The following is a 19,626-nucleotide window of genomic DNA, read 5'->3' on the forward strand; positions in this document are numbered from 1 at the left end:
GGCAGGATTCGAACCTGCGACCTCCTGGTCCCAAACCAGGCGCGATGACCGGACTACGCTACACCCCGTTTTTGCAGTTGCGGAGGGTAAGGGATTCGAACCCTTGCGACCCTTACGAGTCGACAGTTTAGCAAACTGCTCCGTTAACCACTCCGGCAACCCTCCTCGTTTTTTCGTAAGATCTTTTGTTCTGCGTTTGCGAGTGCAAATATAGAATACATTTTTTAGATTACCAAAAAAAAAATGCATTTCTTTTTTGTATTTTTGAGGTATTATAAAATCTTTAAAACACTTATTCATGCGTAATATATTATACTTCATAGCCTTAAGTGGACTTCTGGTTTCATGTGCATCATCAAAAAATATTTCCCCACAGAAAAAAAAAATAGCGAAAGCTAAAAATTATGGTGTAAATGTCGCGAAAGAAAGGAAAATACAGCCCGCAAAACTTCCAACGAAACCTCCTGTTCATAAAGAAAATGGAGTAGAGTTTTTTAGCCAGAATATAGCCGATATCACTAAAAATGATAATACAGTAAGTTATGGAAGTATCGTAACAGCTAAGCCTTTTGGGTATCGTGTTACCAAAGATTATTTTCCTGCTATAGGGCAGAACTTTCGTCAGCGTTATTTAATACTTCATTATACAGCGCTTAATAACGAAAGATCTATAGAGGTTTTAACTTCTCAGGGGGTGAGTGCACATTATTTGATTAATGACATCAATGATAACGAAATTTATCAGTTGGTAGATGAGAATAAGAGATCTTATCACGCAGGAATTAGTAGATGGGGAAAGGATACCAATCTGAATGATACCTCTATAGGGATCGAAATTGTAAATAGAGGTTATACAGCCGATGCTTATGGGCAAAGGTGGTTTGCAGAATTCCCAGACTATCAAATTCGAAAAGTAGCAGCATTAGCTAAAGATATAATACAGCGTTATAATATTCCTCCTACCAATGTTTTGGCCCATTCAGACATTGCGCCTATCCGTAAACAAGATCCAGGACCTAAATTTCCGTGGAAAAAATTATATGATGAATATCAGATCGGTATGTGGTATGATGAGGGAACTCGTGTTGATATTTTAAATCAATTATCCTATGGGGATTTTGAATTTCAGAGAAATACGCCTCAATTTATTTATCAGGTTCAGAGTTATTTACGTTCAATAGGATATGATGTGGAACTTTCTGGTCAATGGGATTCCCAAACCCAGCTTGTGATTCAAGCTTTTCAATACCATTTTAGACCGCAGTTAGGGGATGGTATTTTAGATAAGGATACTTATGCGATACTAGTTGCTCTCTTAAAAAAATACTTTCCCCATCAGAGTGTGGCTATATTGAATTGAATTTTTTTTGATGATCGTATCGCGGAGGTTGTAAATATTTTTTTATCTTTGAGTGGAGTTGCTTCTAACGTTTTAAATTATAGGTGATATTTGGATATCGCTTATATTTTTAACAATTAGATTTTAATAAAAATACAGATGAAACCAGAAGGAGATAAATGATAGAAATCTGAGCCTCCTTACAGCAAAAAATAAAATTGATCTTATCTATTTTTCCCGAATTTTATATTTAACTCATGAAGAGGTATAAGTGAGTTAGTATTTTAAACCCTCACCATGATTATCTCTTGTGTATAATTGTTTCATCAATTTACAAGTAAACCAGATCAATAATGTTGTTGTGGAATTTTTAATAATTTTAAAGTTACAATATGATAAAAATAATTTCTACACTTTCCTTAGTTTTGTGTATGAATATGATGAGTGCACAAGATTTTAAAAAGCAGACTTTAAGAGATGCAAATGGTTATACTTATGAAACGGTTACCAATGATCCAGACCAGGTTAGGATTTACACGCTTAACAATGGATTAAAAATTTATTTGGCTAAAAATACAGATGCTCCCAGAATTCAAACTTATATACCCGTACGTACAGGTTCCAACAATGATCCTTCAGATAATACAGGCTTGGCCCATTATCTTGAACATATGCTGTTTAAAGGAACCTCAAAATTAGGAACCAAGGATTGGGACAAGGAAAAAATTCTTATTCAAGAAATTTCGGATCTTTATGAGGCCCATAAGGAAGAGACAGATACGGATAAGAAGAAACAGATTTATAAAAAAATAGATTCTATTTCGCAGGAGGCTTCGCGGTACGCAATTGCTAATGAATATGACAAAGTAATATCTTCTATCGGAGCTACAGGAACGAATGCCCATACATGGTTGGATGAAACCGTGTACAAAAATAATATTCCCAATAATGAATTAGAAAAATGGTTGAAAATAGAGAAAGAACGTTTCTCTGAATTGGTGCTAAGACTATTTCATACAGAACTAGAAGCAGTATACGAAGAATTTAATCGCGCGCAGGATAATGATGCTCGACTAGTGAATTATGAGTTGATGGATGCCTTGTTTCCTCATCATCCAAATGGACAACAGACTACTATAGGAACAGCAGAACATCTGAAAAATCCTTCCATGCTTGCCATCCATAAATATTTTCAGACGTATTATATTCCCAATAATATGGCCATTATTTTAGTTGGCGATTTGCATTTTGATAAAACGATTCTTTTGGTGGATAAGTATTTTGGAAGTTTTAAGTACCAAGAATTACCCGTTCATAAAACCGTGAAGGAAGCTCCCTTAACCAAGATTGTAGAAAGATTTGTAAAAAGCCCGACGACCCCACGATTGCAAATGGCGTGGAGAACCGATAGCTATGGATCTAGAGAATCATTTTTAGCCGAAATTGTCACTCATATCCTGAGCAATAGTGGAGACGTTGGACTTTTAGATGTAAATATCAATCAGCAACAAAAAGCTTTGCGCGCTACGGCTTATAATTTGCCCTTTAAGGAGTATGGAGTCATGAGTATGATTATCGTTCCCAAGGAAAATCAGTCTCTAAAAGAGGCTCAGCAATTGCTTCTCCAACAGGTTGATTTGATCAAAAAAGGACAATTTCCTGACTGGTTGATTCCAGCTGTGGTAGAAGAAATGAAGCTTTCTAGAACACGTTATTTAGAATCTGCTGAAGGTTTAGCCACTCATTTGTATAATTCGTTTATTAAGGGGGTAACATGGGAGCAAGAATTAAATCAGTTGAATGAATATCGCAAAATAACCAAAGAAGATGTGGTAGAGTTTGCCCAAAATTTCTTTAGAGACAATTATGTCGCCATTTATAAAGAAAAAGGAGTCAATGATAAACTGGTGCGCGTTGATAATCCGGGTATTACCCCTGTACAGCTAAATAAAAATTTACAATCCGACTTTTTTAAAGAAATTATATCTCAAAAGGTACCCCGGATACAACCTGTATTTGTAGATTTTAAGAAAGAAATAAAAGAGTCTTTGGTAAAAGGCGTAAAACTTAATTATATTCAGAATAAAACCAATGATATCGTGCAGACCAATTATATTTTTAATTTTGGAACTGATAGTGACAAAGAAATGGGGCTTGCACTAAACTTATTAGAATATCTAGGTACGGATCAATACACCCCGGATCAGCTGAAAGCCGAATTTTATAAAATAGGAGTTTCATATAATATTGCTGTAGGTCCCGAAAGAATTAATATTTCGCTTTCTGGTCCCGAGAAGAATATAGCAAAAGGATGGGGATTAATAAATCATTGGTTTCAGCATGTTAAGCCAGATCAGGAAATTTATCTCAAGACGGTGAAAACTATCTTAGAAGGGCGTGAAATCGCAAAAAAGGATAAAAATCGAATTATGTTAGCCCTTAGCAATTATGCCAAATATGGAAAAGATTCCCGTTTTCGAAATATTATTTCTAAGCAGCGTTTAGAATCCATTAAGGCTGAAGAAATGACGAATAAGATAAAATCTCTGTTCCAATTTCCTTATGAAGTGTTTTTTTATGGGAGTGATATAGTTGCTTTTGAAAAAATTATGAAGGAGTACGTACATCCGCCGACTTTATCTTATCCTATTGCTAAAATTTACCCAGAGCCTTCCACTGGAGGTCAAGTCTATTTTACCAATTACGACATGGTGCAAACCGAAATAAGTAAAATAGGAAGAGGTAGAGAACTCAACCCTGCTAATTTTGGCAAAATTAATGTATTCAATGATTATTTTGGTAGAGGCTTATCATCTATTGTTTTTCAGGAAATTAGAGAAGCTCGTTCATTGGCCTATGCTTCTTATGTAAATTATACTCATGCTAATGAGATAAAGAAAAACGATTATGTAACAGCTTATATCGGTACCCAGGCCAATAAATTATCACAAGCGATATCGGCTCTTAATGAATTGATGCTCGAATTACCCCAAATTCCGATTCAGTTTAACAATTCTAAAGAGTCTGTAATCAAGCAAATAGCCTCTAGCAGAATTACCAAGCGTAATATTTATTTTAACTATCTAGCCATGAAAAAACTCGGTTTAGATCATGATATGCGTAGGGATATTTATCGTCAAGTGAGTACCCTAACATTAGCTCAGTTAGCCGATTTTTATCATTCGGAGATAAAACCCATTCAGTTTAATACCGCTATACTAGGTAAAAAAGAGAATTTAAATAGAGAAACTCTGCATAAGCTTGGCACTTTTACCGAGCTTAGCTTAGAAGAAATATTCGGATTCTAAAATATATCAATCCTCGTACAAAGGTCGGGATTTTCCGACCTTTTTTATAATTATATGATTAAATTATAAATTTTTTTAAACCTTATCTCTATTTTTTTTCGAAAATAACTATATTCGGCACTATGAAATATGACATGCAACTTTATGAAGGGCTCTCGGTGGGATTTTATTTATTATTAATGATCGCTATAGGATTTTACTCTTATCGAAAAGCCACTCATAATTCCGAAGAGTTTTTAATAGGAGGTAGAAAAATGGGGGCGGCTGTTACAGCGCTGTCTGCAGGAGCAGCCGATATGAGTGGCTGGCTATTGATGGGACTCCCCGGAGCCATGTACTTATCTGGAATTTCCAGTTCTTGGATCGCGATAGGTTTAACCATAGGTGCTTTTCTCAATTATGTTTTTGTAGCACCTCGTTTAAGGATTTATACTGAGGTATCTCAAAATGCGATTACTTTACCCGAATTTTTTCAAAACCGCTTTAAAAGTAAAAATCACCTGCTGAAAATTACTTCTTCTATGGTGATCTTGGTATTTTTTACCTTATATACTTCTGCAGGTATGGTATCTGGAGGTAAGTTGTTTGAATCCGCTTTCAATATTAATTATACTACAGGTTTGTTCATCACCAGCTTGGTTGTGGTTCTCTACACATTTATAGGCGGTTTTTTGGCCGTGAGCCTTACCGATTTTGTACAAGGTACGATTATGGTATTGGCATTGGTGATTGTGCCTATTGTGGCTATCTCCCAGATAGGGAGTGCTCAGGAGGCTTTTTCACTCATTCAGGCTAAAAATCCCAATTATTTGGATATGTTTAAGGGAACGACCAGCATAAGTATAGTGTCTTTATTAGCTTGGGGGCTTGGTTATTGTGGACAGCCTCACATCTTGGTGCGCTTTATGGCGATAGATAAAGCTAAAGATTTGGTAAAAGCTAGGCGCATTGGGATTACTTGGATGATTTTTACAGTCAGCGGAGCTCTATGCGTAGGACTAATAGGTATTGGCTACCTTAAAAAGTTTGATGTAGAAAATATGTTAATATTTGATGCTTCAAAAACAAAGGCTGAAACTATTTTTATTTATTTTTCAAGAACCTTGTTTCACCCTCTCATTTCCGGCTTTTTGTTAACCGCCATATTGGCTGCTGTAATGAGTTCTATTTCCTCTCAATTATTGGTGACATCCAGCTCTTTGACCGAGGATATCTATAAAACTTTTGTGCATAAAAAGGCAAGCCCTAAACGACTACTCCTAGCCAGTAGATTATCGGTTCTATTGGTATCCGCTATAGCAGTACTTTTATCTTTACATCCTAAAGATAATATACTGAATCTGGTTGGAAATGCATGGGCTGGCTTTGGTTCGGCTTTTGGACCTTTAATCTTATTATCACTCTTATGGAAAAAAACGACTTGGCAAGGAGGCCTGGCCGGTATGATAGTCGGGGGAATTACTGTATTATTATGGGTATATCTGCAACATCCGTATAAAGCTTGTTATGAAATGATCCCAGGCTTTCTGCTTTCATTATTGACTACTTTTTCAGTATCATTAATTACTTATAAACCAAATGAGGCAATTGATTCTGAGTTTAAAGAGATGAAGAAAACGCTAACACAATCATAAATACCAGTCATCATTTATCCTTGTTGGAGAATTTAAAAAGCTTTGTCTTATTTGGACAAAGCTTTTTAAAAACTAAATTTTTAAAAAACAATTTTTATTTCGTCGAGTAGCCATTTTGCATTTGCGAACTTATCAATAATAAAGAGAATATATTGGGTGTTTACCATAATGTTTCTGCTAAATTTGGGATCAAAATGAATGTCGCTCATGGTTCCTTCCCATTGCCGATCAAAGTTTAAGCCTATCAGATATCCGTGTGCATCTAACACCGGACTTCCTGAATTGCCCCCTGTAGTATGGTTCGTGGCAGTAAAGTTTACAGGAACTTCACCCGTAGCATCCTTATAATTGCCATAATCCTTTTGATGGTAGAGCTCAATGAATTTTTTTGGAAGGTCAAATTCATAATCGCCCGGAATATATTTTTCCATAATTCCCGAAAGATAGGTTTTGTAATGATAATAAACCGCATCTCTAGGATGAGACCCCTTAACTACTCCATAAGAAATGCGTAGTGTAGCATTAGCATCGGGAAAAAATTTCTTTTTTTTATCGATTTCCATTTGAAGTTTTATATATTCTTTCTGAAGCTCATGAATCTGATATTCCAGCAGCTTGTATTGAGGAGCTACTTTTTCATCATAAGCCTGTCTTAGCGATAAGGCGAACTGGTAAAAAGGATCATTTCTAAGGGCAGTGAGTAGGTCGCCATTTGTGAAAATTTGGTCTGCCTTTTGGGATAGGTATATTCCTTTAAATGCTTTTCGTCCACAAAGAATAGAATTTTTAGACCAGTTTTCCATCGTGATGAGGTTTCGTTCAGCATGCTGAAACTGCTTAAAATTTAAAGGAAGAAAGGGAGTTGGGATCTCTTGAGTGTACAAGGCTATTAGTTTTGCCGTCACTTTCACATCCAGTTCACTTTCATAGTTTTTGTATAGCGAAATTAATTTATTTTTCAATTTTTCAGCAGATGCTGTATTGGCTGTTCCACTATCTAAGGCTTTAGTATAGGAGATTAAATGGTTTGCTAGATCAAGAGTCTCAGAATTTTTTAAAATTTCATCATAGTATGCTTTATACAGGGCGTAAGATGTCTGTTGATTATAGAGTTTCGTGAGCTTGTCAAGCTTTATTTTGACCTGTGGATTCTCCTGGATCAAAAACTGTTCATAGGCTTGTTTTATGGCGACGGCATTCGACTTTTTTAGGCCTTCACTTTCACCCATCCATTTTTTCCAATGATTAGCTATAGAGGCATATTTTGAAGCATATTTTATACGGGTCGTGTCACTGATACGCATTTTTTGATCCAGTGTTTTGAGTGCGATCTTACGAATATTGATTTTGGCAGGATTAATATATTGGATTAATTTCTCCACTGCTATAGCAGGAAGATATTCTGTTGTTTTCCCAGGAAATCCCATTAAAAAGGTAAAATCACCCTCTTTCAGATCTCTTACGGATATCGGAAGAAAATGTTTGGGCGTATAAGGAATATTATCTGGGGCATATTCAGCAGGTTTGTTATCGGGGCCTGCATAGATGCGGAATAGCGAAAAATCTCCGCTATGTCGAGGCCATACCCAGTTGTCGGTATCTGCTCCAAATTTTCCGATAGATTCAGGGGGAGCGCCTACTAAGCGAATGTCTTTGAAGGTTTCCGTAATAAAAGCATAGTATTTATTGCCTTCGTACATAGGTTTAATGATGAGATTTTGGTAAGGCTTCCCTTTGAAGTTAGCCTGCATAGATGCTATATTTTTTTCAATAATGGATTTCACATTTTGGGCAGGTATATGTTGGTCTCCTGATAAAATTTGTTTGGTGATATCTTGAATATCGATGATGAAATCTACTGCCAAGTCGGGATTGGGGAGTTCTTCATTCCTATTCTTTGCCCAAAATCCTTGTGTTAAAAGATCATTTTCGGGTGTGGAATGCGACTGTATTTGCCTGAATCCACAATGGTGATTGGTTAAGAGGAGCCCTTGGGGCGATATAATTTCAGCTGTGCAACCTTTATTAAAGTTTACCACTGCATCTTTAAGACTTGGTTTTTGTGAATTAAAAATATCTTTCCGAGAAATTTTCAATCCTAATTTTTTCATTTCTTTTTCATTTAGCTCATTGGGAAGCCACATTCCTCCCGTTTGTTGTGCAAAATGGTTTACAGAAATGAATAAGCCTATTATAGCACAAAATAAGTTCTTCTTCATAAGTAAGATTTTTTTCTAATTTACAAAGAAAATTTAGGAGCGGTATCTTTATTTTTAAGACTATAGTACTAAGATCGCTTTATCCCGTAATGCTTAAAAACCTCAGCAAAGGCTTTTAGGAGCAGCCTCCACCTATACATCATTTATTTTACGAATTAGAGAAAGTCATTTTTTGAATCCTCACCGCGTTTAAGATGGCCAATAAAGCGACCCCTACATCTGCAAATACGGCTTCCCACATATTAGCCATACCACCTGCTCCTAAAATCAGTACAAGAGCTTTTACGCCAAAGGCGAGTAGCATATTTTGGCGAACGATATGGCGGGTAGTTTTTCCTATTTTAATAGCGATAGGAATTTTTGAGGGTAGATCTTCTTGAATGACCACATCTGCCGTTTCAATAGTAGCGTCACTACCTAATGTACCCATCGCAATTCCTACATCGCTCAGTGCGATTACAGGGGCATCGTTTACACCATCACCAACAAATATAATGCTTTCGTTTGAGGAGGTCAGGTTTTTTATTTTTTCTACTTTTCCTTCGGGAAGCAGGTCTCCAAAAGCGTTTTCAATACCAACTTTCTGGGCGACCTCTTTTACGACCGCCGTTTTATCACCGCTGAGCATAGTGGTATGCAGATTCATTTTTTTTAGCGCGGATATGGCTTGAGCTGCGTCTGCCTTTATCTCATCTGATATACTCAGGTAGCCAGCGAATTTTCCTCCGTAGGCAAGGGCTATAAGTGTGGTGGAAAATCTAGTGTATTCTTCGGGATAGACGATATCGAGTTGATCTAGTAATCTAAAATTACCGGCTATAAAATCTTGGCCAGCAATATTGCATTTTAAGCCGTAACCTGGAATTTCCTCCATGTCTTTTATTACAATAGAGCGGTCAATAGGTCCTACATATTCGTGGATGGCGTTGGCAATAGGGTGAGAGGAATGACTTTCGAGTAGATTTAAATATTTTAGAATTTCTTCTGTATTAAAAATATTTTCAATTCTAGCTTCTTGTACTTTAAAAACACCTTGGGTAAGGGTTCCCGTTTTATCCATCACCACGTGCTGGGCTGTTGCTAGGCGATCTAAAAAATTACTGCCTTTTACTAATATTCCATTTTTACTTGCTGCGCCAATACCTCCGAAATATCCTAAAGGAATCGAAATTACCAAGGCACAGGGACAGGAAATCACCAGAAATATTAAAGAGCGGTATAACCAGTCTTTAAATTCATAATTTTGAACAAAGAAGTAGGGGAGCCAACATAGACCTGCTGCGAATACCACTACTAGGGGGGTGTATACCTTAGCAAATTTTCGAATAAAAAGCTCTGTAGGGGCTTTTTGAGAAGCTGCATTTTGCACCAGTTCTAGGATTTTGGAAAGTTTACTATCCTGGTATTCTTTTAAGATTAATACTTGGCTAAAGGATTGCAGATTGATCATTCCTGCAAAAACAACATCCCCTTTTCTCTTCGTTTGCGGCAGACTTTCGCCTGTTAAGGCAGCGGTGTTAAAAGACGCTTTTTCAGAGTATAAGGTGCCATCTAGCGACAGCTTTTCTCCTGGTTTTAATTGTATGATTTGTCCGATTTTGGCAGATTTAGCTTTTATGGTTTTAGGAATATTATTTTCCAAAATGCTAATTTCGTCGGGTCTTTGGTCCAATAATTCCCGAATGTTGCTTTTCGATTTTTGCACGGCCATATCCTGCAAAATTTCTCCTACCGAATAGAAAAGCATGACAGCTACGGCTTCGGGGTATTCTCCGATAGCAAAAGCCCCTATACTGGCAATGCTCATGAGAAAAAATTCTGAAAAAAGATCGTTGTAGCGAATGCTGGTAACAGCATCTTTTAATACTGGAAATCCTACCGGAATATAGGCTATAATATAGGTGATCAGTCTGACATTACCATGGAACCAAGGGGGGTGAATATAATGATCCAGAGTAAGTCCTGTAACCAGAATCACAAATGAGATAATAGCCCGTGAAAATAATTGTAGCTTTGTCTGCGGCAGGGGAGCGTGTTCATGATCATCCTTTTGGTGAGGCAAATTACTACAGCATTGGTGGAGAGTGCTCATTCTTCTCTAATTTTTGTTAAAGATAAAGAGAAAGAAAATGCAACACTATTGCAATTTAGGCTAGGAGAAAGAAGAAGAGTGAATCCCTTTTTACTAGCAAGCTATTTCTCTTACTCCGAAGGATGGCAAAGTTTGCATATCCCAGTAGCCAGAAATTTTAGTTCTTTTACTATATAGTCTCTTGATAGGTGGAGGTGCGGAATATCAATGTCCTCCAGACAAGTGGTCTGCTTACAGAGGTTACAGTAAAAATGTAAATGCGCGTCGTGGTGAACTTTTTCATTACATTTATCACTACAGCGTAGATATTGTGTGGTATGGTGTTCTTGAATGCCGTGGATAAGACCTTTTTTTTCAAAAGTTTTTAGCGTTCGATATAAGGTACTTCGATCAGAGGGGGCTAATTTTTCCTCCAGATCAGCAAGGGACATGGCTTTAGAGGTTTGTAAAAAAACATCTAATACCAGCATGCGCATAGGGGTGGCGGGTATCTGTTTATGCTGTAAAATATTTTCTATCCTCTCCGTGTCCATATCCACTCAGTATCACTGAATAAAAAAACTTAAATTTTATACGAATTTAAAAAAAATAAATTTTAAATTTTTGTTAAAATGGGGGTTAGTGAATTAATTAACAATTAGATTTTTATATATTAAAGTAAAAATAAAAATCAGTTATGGATTATCATCAAGAAAAATTACAGGAATATAAATTTGAAGACTATAGTTTAACTTTAAATTTTGAAACTTTTAAGGATGCCGAGCAATATGCCAAAGAGTATAAGGGAAAACTCATAGAGGTAGGATTTAAAGACGGTGCCGATAACCCTATGCCTGATGACTCTGCTCGTCTCATTCCTTCGCGAACCGTATTTAAAGTAGAACTCCCTTCTCAGTATGAGGTCATTTATTCCCATGACGAAAGGTTCCAGGAATTAGCCCATCTAATTTTAGAAGGCTTAAAGCAAATAAAAGGCGATATCGCTCCCGAAGATTGGATTGCGGATCAGAATATAGCGCCTGATGATAGGATTATCATACTCAAAGACGGAGAGATAAATACCGTGACGACACGTGAACGTATTAAGTTTTTAATGAGGGGAAAACTGTACGAAGTGGCAGTACAGCGTTTCAAATATTTATAAACGGATAAGCTTTAAAAGCTTATCCGTTTATAAGATCCAAAAATTGTTGCTCATCTAGAATAATGATGCTGCCAATAGCTTGGGCTTTTTTCAGCTTACTGCCGGCTTTTTCCCCTACCACTAAATAGTTGAGGTTCTTGGAGACAGCAGAAATATTTTTACCACCGTGTTGATCTACCATTTCTTCTGCCTGCTCTCTCGTGAAGAGGGATAATTTACCGGTAAACAAAAAGGTTTTCCCATCCAAAACATAGCTAATACTCCCTTGGGCATTCTCCTGTTTTTCCAATTGTACACCATAAGATTTTAATCTTTCTATCATCATCAGATTTTCTGAATTTTTAAAGAATTCTGTGATGCTAACGGCAATTTTAATCCCGATATCTTCTACCTGGCACAGCTCTTCTATGGAAGTACTTTTAAGCCTTTCGATATTTGGGAAATTTTTCACCAATTTCTTTGCTACCGTTTCACCTACATGCTTAATACCGATTCCATACAGCACTTTTTCAAATGGGCTGTATTTTGATTTTTCAATTCCCTCTAGAATATTCTGTACGGATTTTTCTGCCATTCGTTCCAGTGGAAGTAGTTGCTCCTTGGTTAAAGTATACAGATCTGCTGGGTTTTCAATAAGCTTTTCGCGATAGAGCTGTTCTATGGTTTCACCCCCAAGATGATCAATATTTAAAGCTTTACGCGAAACGTAGTGGATCATTCTACCAACTACCTGAGGGGGGCAGTGCAGCTCATTGGGGCAGAAATGAATGGCTTGATCTTCTGTTTTAAGAAGAGGCGTTCCACACTCAGGACAATTTTGAATGTAGGTGATAGGATTGGTTTCTGATGTTCTTTTTTGCCGATTAACGCCCACAATTTTAGGAATAATTTCGCCACCTTTTTCCACGTATACCCAATCGTTCTCATGAAGGTCTAGTTTCTTAATAATATCCTCGTTGTGTAAGGAGGCTCTTTTTACAGTAGTCCCAGCCAGTAAAATGGGTTGTAAATTTGCTACCGGTGTAATGGCTCCTGTTCTGCCTACCTGATAAGATACACCTTTAAGCAGCGTTTCCACTTTTTCGGCTTTGAATTTATAGGCCATGGCCCAGCGGGGGGATTTGGCGGTGTAGCCCAATTGGCGTTGGTGACGCAAAGCGTTTACTTTAACCACAATACCATCTATCTCGAAAGGAAGGAGGTGTCTTTCCTTTTCCCAATGGGTGATGAAATTTTTAACCTCTTCCAGCGTTTTGCACAGTCGGGCCTGATCTTCAGAAACTCGGAATCCCCAATTCTTAGCTTTAGATAAAAGTTCCCAATGAGTTTCGGCCGGAAAATAATCTCCGATATACTGATATAATACTGCTGAGAGTCCTCTTTTTCGGACTTCTCGAGAATCTTGCATTTTTAGGCTTCCACTGGCTGTGTTTCGCGGGTTCATAAAGGGGTCAAGACCTTCTTCTACTCGCGAGGCATTTATTTTGTCGAACCGTTTTCGGGTAAGGTAGATTTCGCCACGTATAAAGAATCGTTCGGGATAATCCCCATTGAGTTGGAGGGGGATGTCGGAGATAGTTCTAATATTGTGGGTAATTTCATCGCCTTGGAATCCATCCCCTCGGGTAACAGCTTGTACTAGTTTGCCATTTTCGTAGAGAATGGAAATGGAAGCGCCATCGTATTTAAGTTCCGCAACAAACTCTACCGGTTCGTCAATGGTTTTGATGATTCGCTTTTCCCAATCTTCTAGATCATTAAAATCATAGGAGTTGTCTAGAGAGTACATCCTGAATTGATGTTGAATGGTAGGAAAATTTTTGGTAATGCCTCCTCCTACCCTTAGGCTAGGAGAGTTAGGATCATGAAATTCTGGATATTGGTTTTCTAAATCCTGAAGCTCTTTGAGTTTATAATCAAACTCAAAGTCTGATATCGTGGGTTGATCCAAAATATAATAATGATAGTTATGCTGGTGTAGTTCGGTTCTTAAGCTTTCTATCTTTTGTTGGATATTGTGAGGCATGTGGGTTAATATTTTTGCAAAAATAAACAATCTACCTTTAATCGATAGGCGAGATTTAGTAACTATAAATAGTGATGCATTTAGCCTATATGGCTGTATAAATTTAGTGTGGTGATTATTTTTATATTTCTTCATTTAACAGGCTAAAAATAAGTTTATGTTTCGTGATAAAAGATCAAAAAAATCTCAGATTGAGAACCAAAATTGGGTTAGTTATCCTAGTTGAAAGTTTGAAACTTCATTGAGGAGTTCTGTAATATCGGATTCTGAATTATCTTTGCAGCCATGAAAAAGATGTTGTTTTTATTGGGGTTTCCAAGTATGCTTGTCGCTCAGACTCTAGGTACAGTGGTTAGAGTAAAGGATGGCGACACAGTAGTGGTATTGTTGAGGGGAAAGACCCAAAAAACTTTGAGATTAGCGGAAGTGGATTGTCCAGAAAAAGGACAAGCTTTTGGAAAAAATGCTAAAAATTTCACGGCTTCTCAGGTTTTTGGAAAAGAAGTTACTTATGTACAAACCGAAAAGGATCGCTATGGCCGTATCGTGGCAAAGATTTATTATGATCAAGGCAAATATCTTTCCGCAGAACTCATTAGAGCAGGGCTGGGTTGGTGGTATTCCGCTTATTCCACAGATTTATCTTTGGCAGCACTTCAGTGGCGGGCAAAAAAACAAAAGTTGGGTCTCTGGCAAGATACGAACGCCCTAGCTCCTTGGGAATATAGAAAGCAAAAAAGAAATTCTTCAATAAAAAAAAGTGATTAAAGCATACCCTTATCCAGCGGTATGATTAAATATCTTTATTTTTGTATAAACAATAAATAATAGCAATGAATATAAAAGGAAAGAACGCCATTGTTACCGGTGGTGGCAGAGGACTCGGTAAAGCGGTAGCTTTAGCATTGGCACATGAAGGAGTGAATGTAGGCATTACCGGTAGGAATGAAGAAAATTTAAGGAATACCGTAGCCGAACTTCAGCAACTAGGTGTTAAGTCGGCTTATGCGGTGTTTAGCGTAGATCAGGAAGCAGCAGTACAGAAAGGAATTGCTGAGTTGGTATCTCAGCTAGGGGGTGTAGAAATACTGATCAATAATGCGGGAATCGGAAATATGGGGAGTTTGGAGGAGATGTCTTCTGATGTTTGGGAGCAGGTGATAAAAACCAATCTTTTTGGTGTATACTATGCTGCAAAAGCTGTTTATCCTTACATGAAGGAGAAGGGAGAGGGGGATATTGTAAATGTAGCTTCTACAGCTGGATTAAAAGGAGGCGGGAATATGTCGGCCTATGCAGCTTCTAAGGCCGCTGTGATTTCGCTTTCGCAGTCTATGATGGCAGAATGGAGAAAACATAATATTCGGGTAATCACCCTTACGCCGAGTACCATTGCTTCGGACATGAGTATTACCGCAGGCCTAACAGATGGTAATCCGGAGCGGGTATTACAGCCAGAAGATTTTGCAGAATGGGTAAGGGATATCTTGAAAATGAACCGCCGTGCATTGATTGCCAATGGATCTATTTTCTCTTCGAATCCATAAATTTAGAATGAAAAAAGCTACCGATATGGTAGCTTTTTTTGTGATCATTATAGTAAATTTGCTTTTTTAAAGGCTTGTTCCAATCCGTCTAGCTTTTTCCCCCCTGCTGTAGCAAAGGTTGGAGCACCTCCGCCCCCGCCTTGAATTTCTTTGGCGAGCTCTTTAATGAGTACCCCTGCCTGATAGATGTGGGTAAGATCATCCGAAATACCGATGCTAATCATAGGCTTATTTCCGGCATCGGAAAAAATAATGGTAAGCGAGCTAGGAATTTCTTTTTTTAGCTGAAATATAATATCCTTGATGGATGCCGCATCCATTGATGTTTTTTTGACCAATAGTTTTCGATCGCCTTTATCCACATACTCCTCTTTCCATTTTAGGGTTTCTTGTTTTGCTTTTTCAGCTTTTAAACGCTCAATTTCAGTCTTTAACAGCTGATTTTCTTCCGTTAGTTTTTGTATGGATTTCAGAATCTCTTTGGATTTTAGAAATTTTGCAATTTCTTGATAATTTTTTTCAAGGTCTTTAAAATAAGCATTTGCTTTTGTTCCCGTAATCGCTTCAATTCTACGGATACCCGCGGCGGCCGAAGTTTCAGATTCTATTTTAAACCATCCTATTTCACCCGTACTCTTTACGTGGGTACCCCCGCAGAGCTCTCGGGACGATTCTATTTCTATCATACGAACCGTATCTCCGTATTTTTCACCAAATAAGGCCATAGCGCCTTTATCGATAGCTTCCTGAATAGGAATGCTTCGGTATTCGTGTAGGGTGATGTTTTTTCTTATTTTGTCATTGACTTGCTGTTCTACGGTTGTAAGTTCTTCTTCTGTCATTTTGCTGAAATGAGAAAAGTCAAAGCGCAGATAATCCGGCCCCACAAAAGAGCCTTTTTGCTCCACATGTGTGCCCAATACATTTCTTAAGGCTTCGTGCAGCAGGTGGGTAGCAGAGTGGTTGTTCTGGATATCTTGTCTTCTGCTGAGGTCTATTTTGGCGGTAAAGCGAGCCGTTATATCCTCAGGAAGAACGTCAATAAGGGAGAGGTTAAGATTGTTTTCCTTTTTGGTGTCCAGAATTTCAATACGCTCGGTAGCATTTTCTAAAAAACCGGTATCGCCTACTTGGCCGCCCCCCTCTGCATAAAAAGGTGTTTCGTCTAGGGCAATCTGATAAAAAACACCGTCTTTATTTTCTATTTTCCGGTAGCGGGTGATTTTCACGGGATGCTCGGTGAGATCATAGCCGACGAAAGTTTCCGTTTTTTCTTGTAGCATTACCCAATCGTAAGTTTTGGAGGTAGAAGATTTCCTGGAGCGTTGCTTTTGTTTCGCCATTTCTTCTTCGAATCCTGCTTCATCTATGCTGAGTCCTTTTTCCTCAGCGATAATGCGGGATAGGTCTGCTGGGAATCCATAAGTATCATATAATTCGAATACCTGCTCTCCAGGAAGTTTTTTTTCGTTATGCTTAAGGGCGTTTTTAATAATGCTATCCAATCTTATCAATCCCAGTTCAATGGTTTTTAAGAAGGCATTTTCCTCTTCTCTGATGACTTCGGTAACCAGTTTTTCTTGTTTTATAATTTCCGGAAAGAAGCTTCCCATCTGATCTTTAAGAATAGCAATCAGTTGATAAAGAAAGGCCTCTTTCATGCCCAGAAATCGATAAGAATAGGAGATGGCACGCCTTAGGATTCTGCGGATTACATAACCTGCGCCTCCGTTTGAGGGAAGTTGGCCATCGGCAATGGCAAAGGCTACGGCACGGATGTGGTCTACCACTACCCGGATGGCGATATCTTTTTCATTTTCCAGAATGGCGGTATATTTTTCACCCGAGATTTGTTCTACTTTAGCAATAAGGGGCGAAAATACATCGGTATCGTAATTGGATGTCTTTCCCTGTAGCGTCATGCAGAGCCGTTCGAAGCCCATACCGGTATCCACGTTTTGTTTTGGAAGTTTTTCTAAAGATTTGTCGGCTTTTCTCAAAAACTCCATAAATACAAGGTTCCAGATTTCTACCACCTGAGGATGATCCTGGTTCACCAGCTCTCTTCCGGGAATTTTGGCTTTTTCTTCGGCGTTTCGGATGTCTATATGAATTTCTGAGCAGGGACCACAAGGTCCCGTCTCTCCCATTTCCCAAAAGTTATCTTTTTTGTTTCCGTTGATAATTCGGGATTCATCAATATGCTCTTTCCAGAAGTTGTAAGCTTCCTGATCTCTTTCTAAGTTTTCGGAAGCATCTCCTTCGAAAATGGTTACATATAAATCGTCTTTGGAAATTTGATAGACTTCGGTAAGAAGTTCCCAAGCCCATGCAATGGCTTCTTGCTTAAAATAATCGCCGAAAGACCAGTTGCCCAGCATTTCGAACATGGTGTGGTGGTAAGTATCGCGGCCTACATCGTCCAAATCGTTATGCTTACCGGAAACGCGAAGACATTTTTGGGTGTCTGCAATTCTAAGGCAGGAAGGTTCTTTGTAGCCTAAAAAGAAATCTTTGAACTGTGTCATTCCCGAATTGGAGAACATTAGGGTCGGATCGTCCTGCAACACGATGGGTGCGGATGGAACGATCTGGTGTCCTTTTTCTTGGAAAAAATCTAAGAATTTTTGGCGTATCTCTTTTGAAGTCATAGTAAAATTTGATGTGCAAAAATAATGATTTTTGAAGATAAAATAACCGAATGCATGTCATATAAACGGAAATAGGCTGTAAATCCCGTTTTTATTTTTATGAAATAGGGGAATCCTGAGATATTAAAACCCATATAAAAATATTTTGGTTGAGAGCGATTAAGGTTATTTAAACTTACCCAGCCCAAAATCATAATAAATACCTTTTAGTCGTAGAACCATAGAACACACACGTTTGTCAATTTTATAGGTTCTTTGTGAAGATCGGCTGTGATGATTATTTTTTTATTAGAGTTTTATTCTATAGGAAATCAATCATTGATTAGGGGTGGATGTTGGAAAAAATGTATTATTGTATATGCAAAAAAATATACGCTTTTACTCTTTATTCTTATATTTTATCGCTCACCATATATGCTTTTCACAGAGTATAAAAGGTTTTCGCATTCAGGATTCTTTGCAGGATAAAAGTTTTGCACAATTAGAGAAGGCCTATAATAAGGTAAAAAACAAGGATCAAGAAAAAGCTGTAGTTTATGCGAATACGATTCTGACGAAAGCCAAAGAAGAGAGAAATACGGCAAAACTATTTGATGGATATTTTCTGCTTTTTGATAGGTCGGGCAAGGATATAAAGTATACGGATAGTATTAGGTATAAGCTTAAAGGCATTAAAAATCTTGATGATTTATATTACGGTTATTTCATAAATGGGCGTATGTATTATACTCGTAGTCTCTATAAAGAAGCCTTGTCTTCTTATTTGTTGGCTTTAGAATATGCTCAAAAAAATAAAAATGAAAAACAGATAGTATTCAGTAAAAAAGCAATAGGAGCTATAAAATATGCTATCGAGGATTATGAAGGAGCCCTTGTAATCTTTAGGCAAAACTATCAATATATCAAGCGTAGATAAAGAGAAGATCCTGATAATTATTTATCTGTTTTACTCGGTTTGTCCTTTACCTATAATGTCACTAAAAAATATGATTCCGCCTATATCTACGGAAATCTCGGAAAGTCAAAAAGCCTTTTATATGAGAGATCTAATTATTACAGACTGTTTGATTTATCTAATCATATTGCAGAATATTATCTAAAAAGATACAGACAATCCATTAGGGGATTTAAAAGTAATATTGATTTTTTTAAGAAATATGATATTGGAAATCTACAGGTGAGCTATATGTATTTGTGTATGAACTATCGGAAATTGAACGATAAGGATCATTACCTCTATTATTTTAATAAGATGGATTCGGTACAAAAAATCTCAAATTATGTTAGGCTAGATATGATAGGATTGTACGAAAGATATTTAGATTATGAACTTGTTTAAACTTATAGTTTTCTGAGGAATAAAATAACAAAAGCCATATAATGCAAAGAATTCCAAGTTATTACAGAAGTTTCAAATCGTATTAATAATGCTTTGAAAGTATCCATCCAAGCATTTGCTTTCTCTATTTTGAACCTTCGTTTATATAATTCTTCATCAAAATAATAATAATTCTTGGCTGTTTTATTATTTCTGAGATGGGTTTTAATATTGGCGATTATTTTTTCTTTTTCTAACATTTGTCTTAAATTCTCACTGTCAAATCCTGCATCAGCATTGAGAAACAATCCTTTATGATCTATTTCTGCTTCGCTTAGAAGTGACAGA

The 19,626-nt window shown here is 37.3% G+C and carries 13 protein-coding genes and 2 tRNA genes; 7 read left to right on the top strand and 8 right to left on the bottom strand.

All coding sequences use genetic code 11. The features are described from left to right. Positions 1–60, bottom strand: a tRNA-Pro gene (locus GNY06_RS09725). Positions 61–80: 20 nt separating this feature from the next. Beyond that, a tRNA-Ser gene (locus GNY06_RS09730) sits at positions 81–165 on the bottom strand. Between the two features lie 133 nt (positions 166–298). Here GNY06_RS09730 and GNY06_RS09735 point away from each other — a divergent pair. The 3 genes from GNY06_RS09735 to putP all read left to right on the top strand — a co-directional run bounded on the left by GNY06_RS09735 (position 299) and on the right by putP (position 6,281). After that, the gene (locus GNY06_RS09735) at positions 299–1,360 is read left to right on the top strand and encodes an N-acetylmuramoyl-L-alanine amidase (RefSeq protein WP_166519897.1); all 1,062 of its coding nucleotides are present in this window, start codon (positions 299–301) and stop codon (positions 1,358–1,360) included. A 371-nt stretch (positions 1,361–1,731) separates the two neighbouring features. Continuing rightward, entirely contained in the window at positions 1,732–4,647 is a 2,916-nt protein-coding gene (locus GNY06_RS09740) for a M16 family metallopeptidase (protein ID WP_166519898.1), read from the top strand. A 122-nt stretch (positions 4,648–4,769) separates the two neighbouring features. Continuing rightward, a complete protein-coding gene (gene putP, locus GNY06_RS09745) occupies positions 4,770–6,281 on the top strand; it encodes a sodium/proline symporter PutP (RefSeq protein WP_317163780.1) in 1,512 nt (503 codons plus the stop codon). Positions 6,282–6,361: 80 nt separating this feature from the next. Here putP and GNY06_RS09750 read toward each other — a convergent pair whose 3' ends face one another. The 3 genes from GNY06_RS09750 to GNY06_RS09760 form a co-directional block, all read right to left on the bottom strand. Beyond that, positions 6,362–8,500 (bottom strand): S46 family peptidase, encoded by a 2,139-nt coding sequence (locus GNY06_RS09750; protein ID WP_166519899.1) that lies wholly within the window; start codon positions 8,498–8,500, stop codon positions 6,362–6,364. Between the two features lie 148 nt (positions 8,501–8,648). Continuing rightward, positions 8,649–10,592, bottom strand: a complete 1,944-nt coding sequence (locus GNY06_RS09755) for a heavy metal translocating P-type ATPase (protein ID WP_166519900.1) — start codon at positions 10,590–10,592, stop codon at positions 8,649–8,651. Positions 10,593–10,702: 110 nt separating this feature from the next. Then, positions 10,703–11,125: a Fur family transcriptional regulator gene (locus tag GNY06_RS09760; RefSeq protein ID WP_244614409.1), complete on the bottom strand. Its 423-nt coding sequence runs from the start codon at positions 11,123–11,125 to the stop codon at positions 10,703–10,705. Positions 11,126–11,268: 143 nt separating this feature from the next. On the opposite strand from GNY06_RS09760, the gene GNY06_RS09765 reads away from it, so the two are divergent. After that, positions 11,269–11,736, top strand: coding sequence for a hypothetical protein (locus tag GNY06_RS09765; protein ID WP_166519901.1), 468 nt, complete (start codon positions 11,269–11,271; stop codon positions 11,734–11,736). A gap of 19 nt (positions 11,737–11,755) precedes the next feature. On the opposite strand, the gene ligA is transcribed toward GNY06_RS09765, so the two are convergent. Further along, positions 11,756–13,762, bottom strand: coding sequence for an NAD-dependent DNA ligase LigA (ligA, locus tag GNY06_RS09770; RefSeq protein ID WP_166519902.1), 2,007 nt, complete (start codon positions 13,760–13,762; stop codon positions 11,756–11,758). 285 nt (positions 13,763–14,047) lie between these two features. Here ligA and GNY06_RS09775 point away from each other — a divergent pair, with 285 nt between their 5' ends. Both GNY06_RS09775 and GNY06_RS09780 read left to right on the top strand, forming a co-directional pair. Then, positions 14,048–14,530, top strand: a complete 483-nt coding sequence (locus GNY06_RS09775; RefSeq protein ID WP_166519903.1) for a thermonuclease family protein — start codon at positions 14,048–14,050, stop codon at positions 14,528–14,530. Between the two features lie 65 nt (positions 14,531–14,595). Beyond that, the gene (locus GNY06_RS09780) at positions 14,596–15,309 is read left to right on the top strand and encodes a 3-ketoacyl-ACP reductase (RefSeq protein WP_166519904.1); all 714 of its coding nucleotides are present in this window, start codon (positions 14,596–14,598) and stop codon (positions 15,307–15,309) included. Between the two features lie 47 nt (positions 15,310–15,356). Here the strand turns inward: GNY06_RS09780 and alaS are convergent, their stop codons facing one another. Beyond that, complete coding sequence (gene alaS / locus GNY06_RS09785) at positions 15,357–17,960, bottom strand: alanine--tRNA ligase (RefSeq protein WP_166519905.1); 2,604 nt, start codon at positions 17,958–17,960, stop codon at positions 15,357–15,359. Between the two features lie 358 nt (positions 17,961–18,318). On the opposite strand from alaS, the gene GNY06_RS09790 reads away from it, so the two are divergent. Beyond that, entirely contained in the window at positions 18,319–18,876 is a 558-nt protein-coding gene (locus tag GNY06_RS09790; RefSeq protein ID WP_166519906.1) for a hypothetical protein, read from the top strand. Between the two features lie 425 nt (positions 18,877–19,301). Here the strand turns inward: GNY06_RS09790 and GNY06_RS09795 are convergent. Next, positions 19,302–19,626: transposase (locus GNY06_RS09795; RefSeq protein WP_166519907.1), on the bottom strand; the 325-nt coding region annotated here is incomplete at its 5' end.

The sequence above is a fragment of the Elizabethkingia argenteiflava genome, from assembly GCF_009904105.1.
In the GTDB taxonomy this organism is placed as follows: domain Bacteria; phylum Bacteroidota; class Bacteroidia; order Flavobacteriales; family Weeksellaceae; genus Elizabethkingia; species Elizabethkingia argenteiflava.

Coding starts and splice junctions, on each gene's coding strand:
- ligA (WP_166519902.1), bottom strand. CDS start 13,762: ATGCCTCACAATATCCAACAAAAGATAGAAAGCTTAAGAACCGAACTA.
- GNY06_RS09760 (WP_244614409.1), bottom strand. CDS start 11,125: ATGGACACGGAGAGGATAGAAAATATTTTACAGCATAAACAGATACCC.
- GNY06_RS09765 (WP_166519901.1), top strand. CDS start 11,269: ATGGATTATCATCAAGAAAAATTACAGGAATATAAATTTGAAGACTAT.
- GNY06_RS09735 (WP_166519897.1), top strand. CDS start 299: ATGCGTAATATATTATACTTCATAGCCTTAAGTGGACTTCTGGTTTCA.
- GNY06_RS09755 (WP_166519900.1), bottom strand. CDS start 10,592: ATGAGCACTCTCCACCAATGCTGTAGTAATTTGCCTCACCAAAAGGAT.
- GNY06_RS09740 (WP_166519898.1), top strand. CDS start 1,732: ATGATAAAAATAATTTCTACACTTTCCTTAGTTTTGTGTATGAATATG.
- GNY06_RS09780 (WP_166519904.1), top strand. CDS start 14,596: ATGAATATAAAAGGAAAGAACGCCATTGTTACCGGTGGTGGCAGAGGA.
- GNY06_RS09790 (WP_166519906.1), top strand. CDS start 18,319: ATGCAAAAAAATATACGCTTTTACTCTTTATTCTTATATTTTATCGCT.
- putP (WP_317163780.1), top strand. CDS start 4,770: ATGAAATATGACATGCAACTTTATGAAGGGCTCTCGGTGGGATTTTAT.
- GNY06_RS09750 (WP_166519899.1), bottom strand. CDS start 8,500: ATGAAGAAGAACTTATTTTGTGCTATAATAGGCTTATTCATTTCTGTA.
- GNY06_RS09775 (WP_166519903.1), top strand. CDS start 14,048: ATGAAAAAGATGTTGTTTTTATTGGGGTTTCCAAGTATGCTTGTCGCT.
- alaS (WP_166519905.1), bottom strand. CDS start 17,960: ATGACTTCAAAAGAGATACGCCAAAAATTCTTAGATTTTTTCCAAGAA.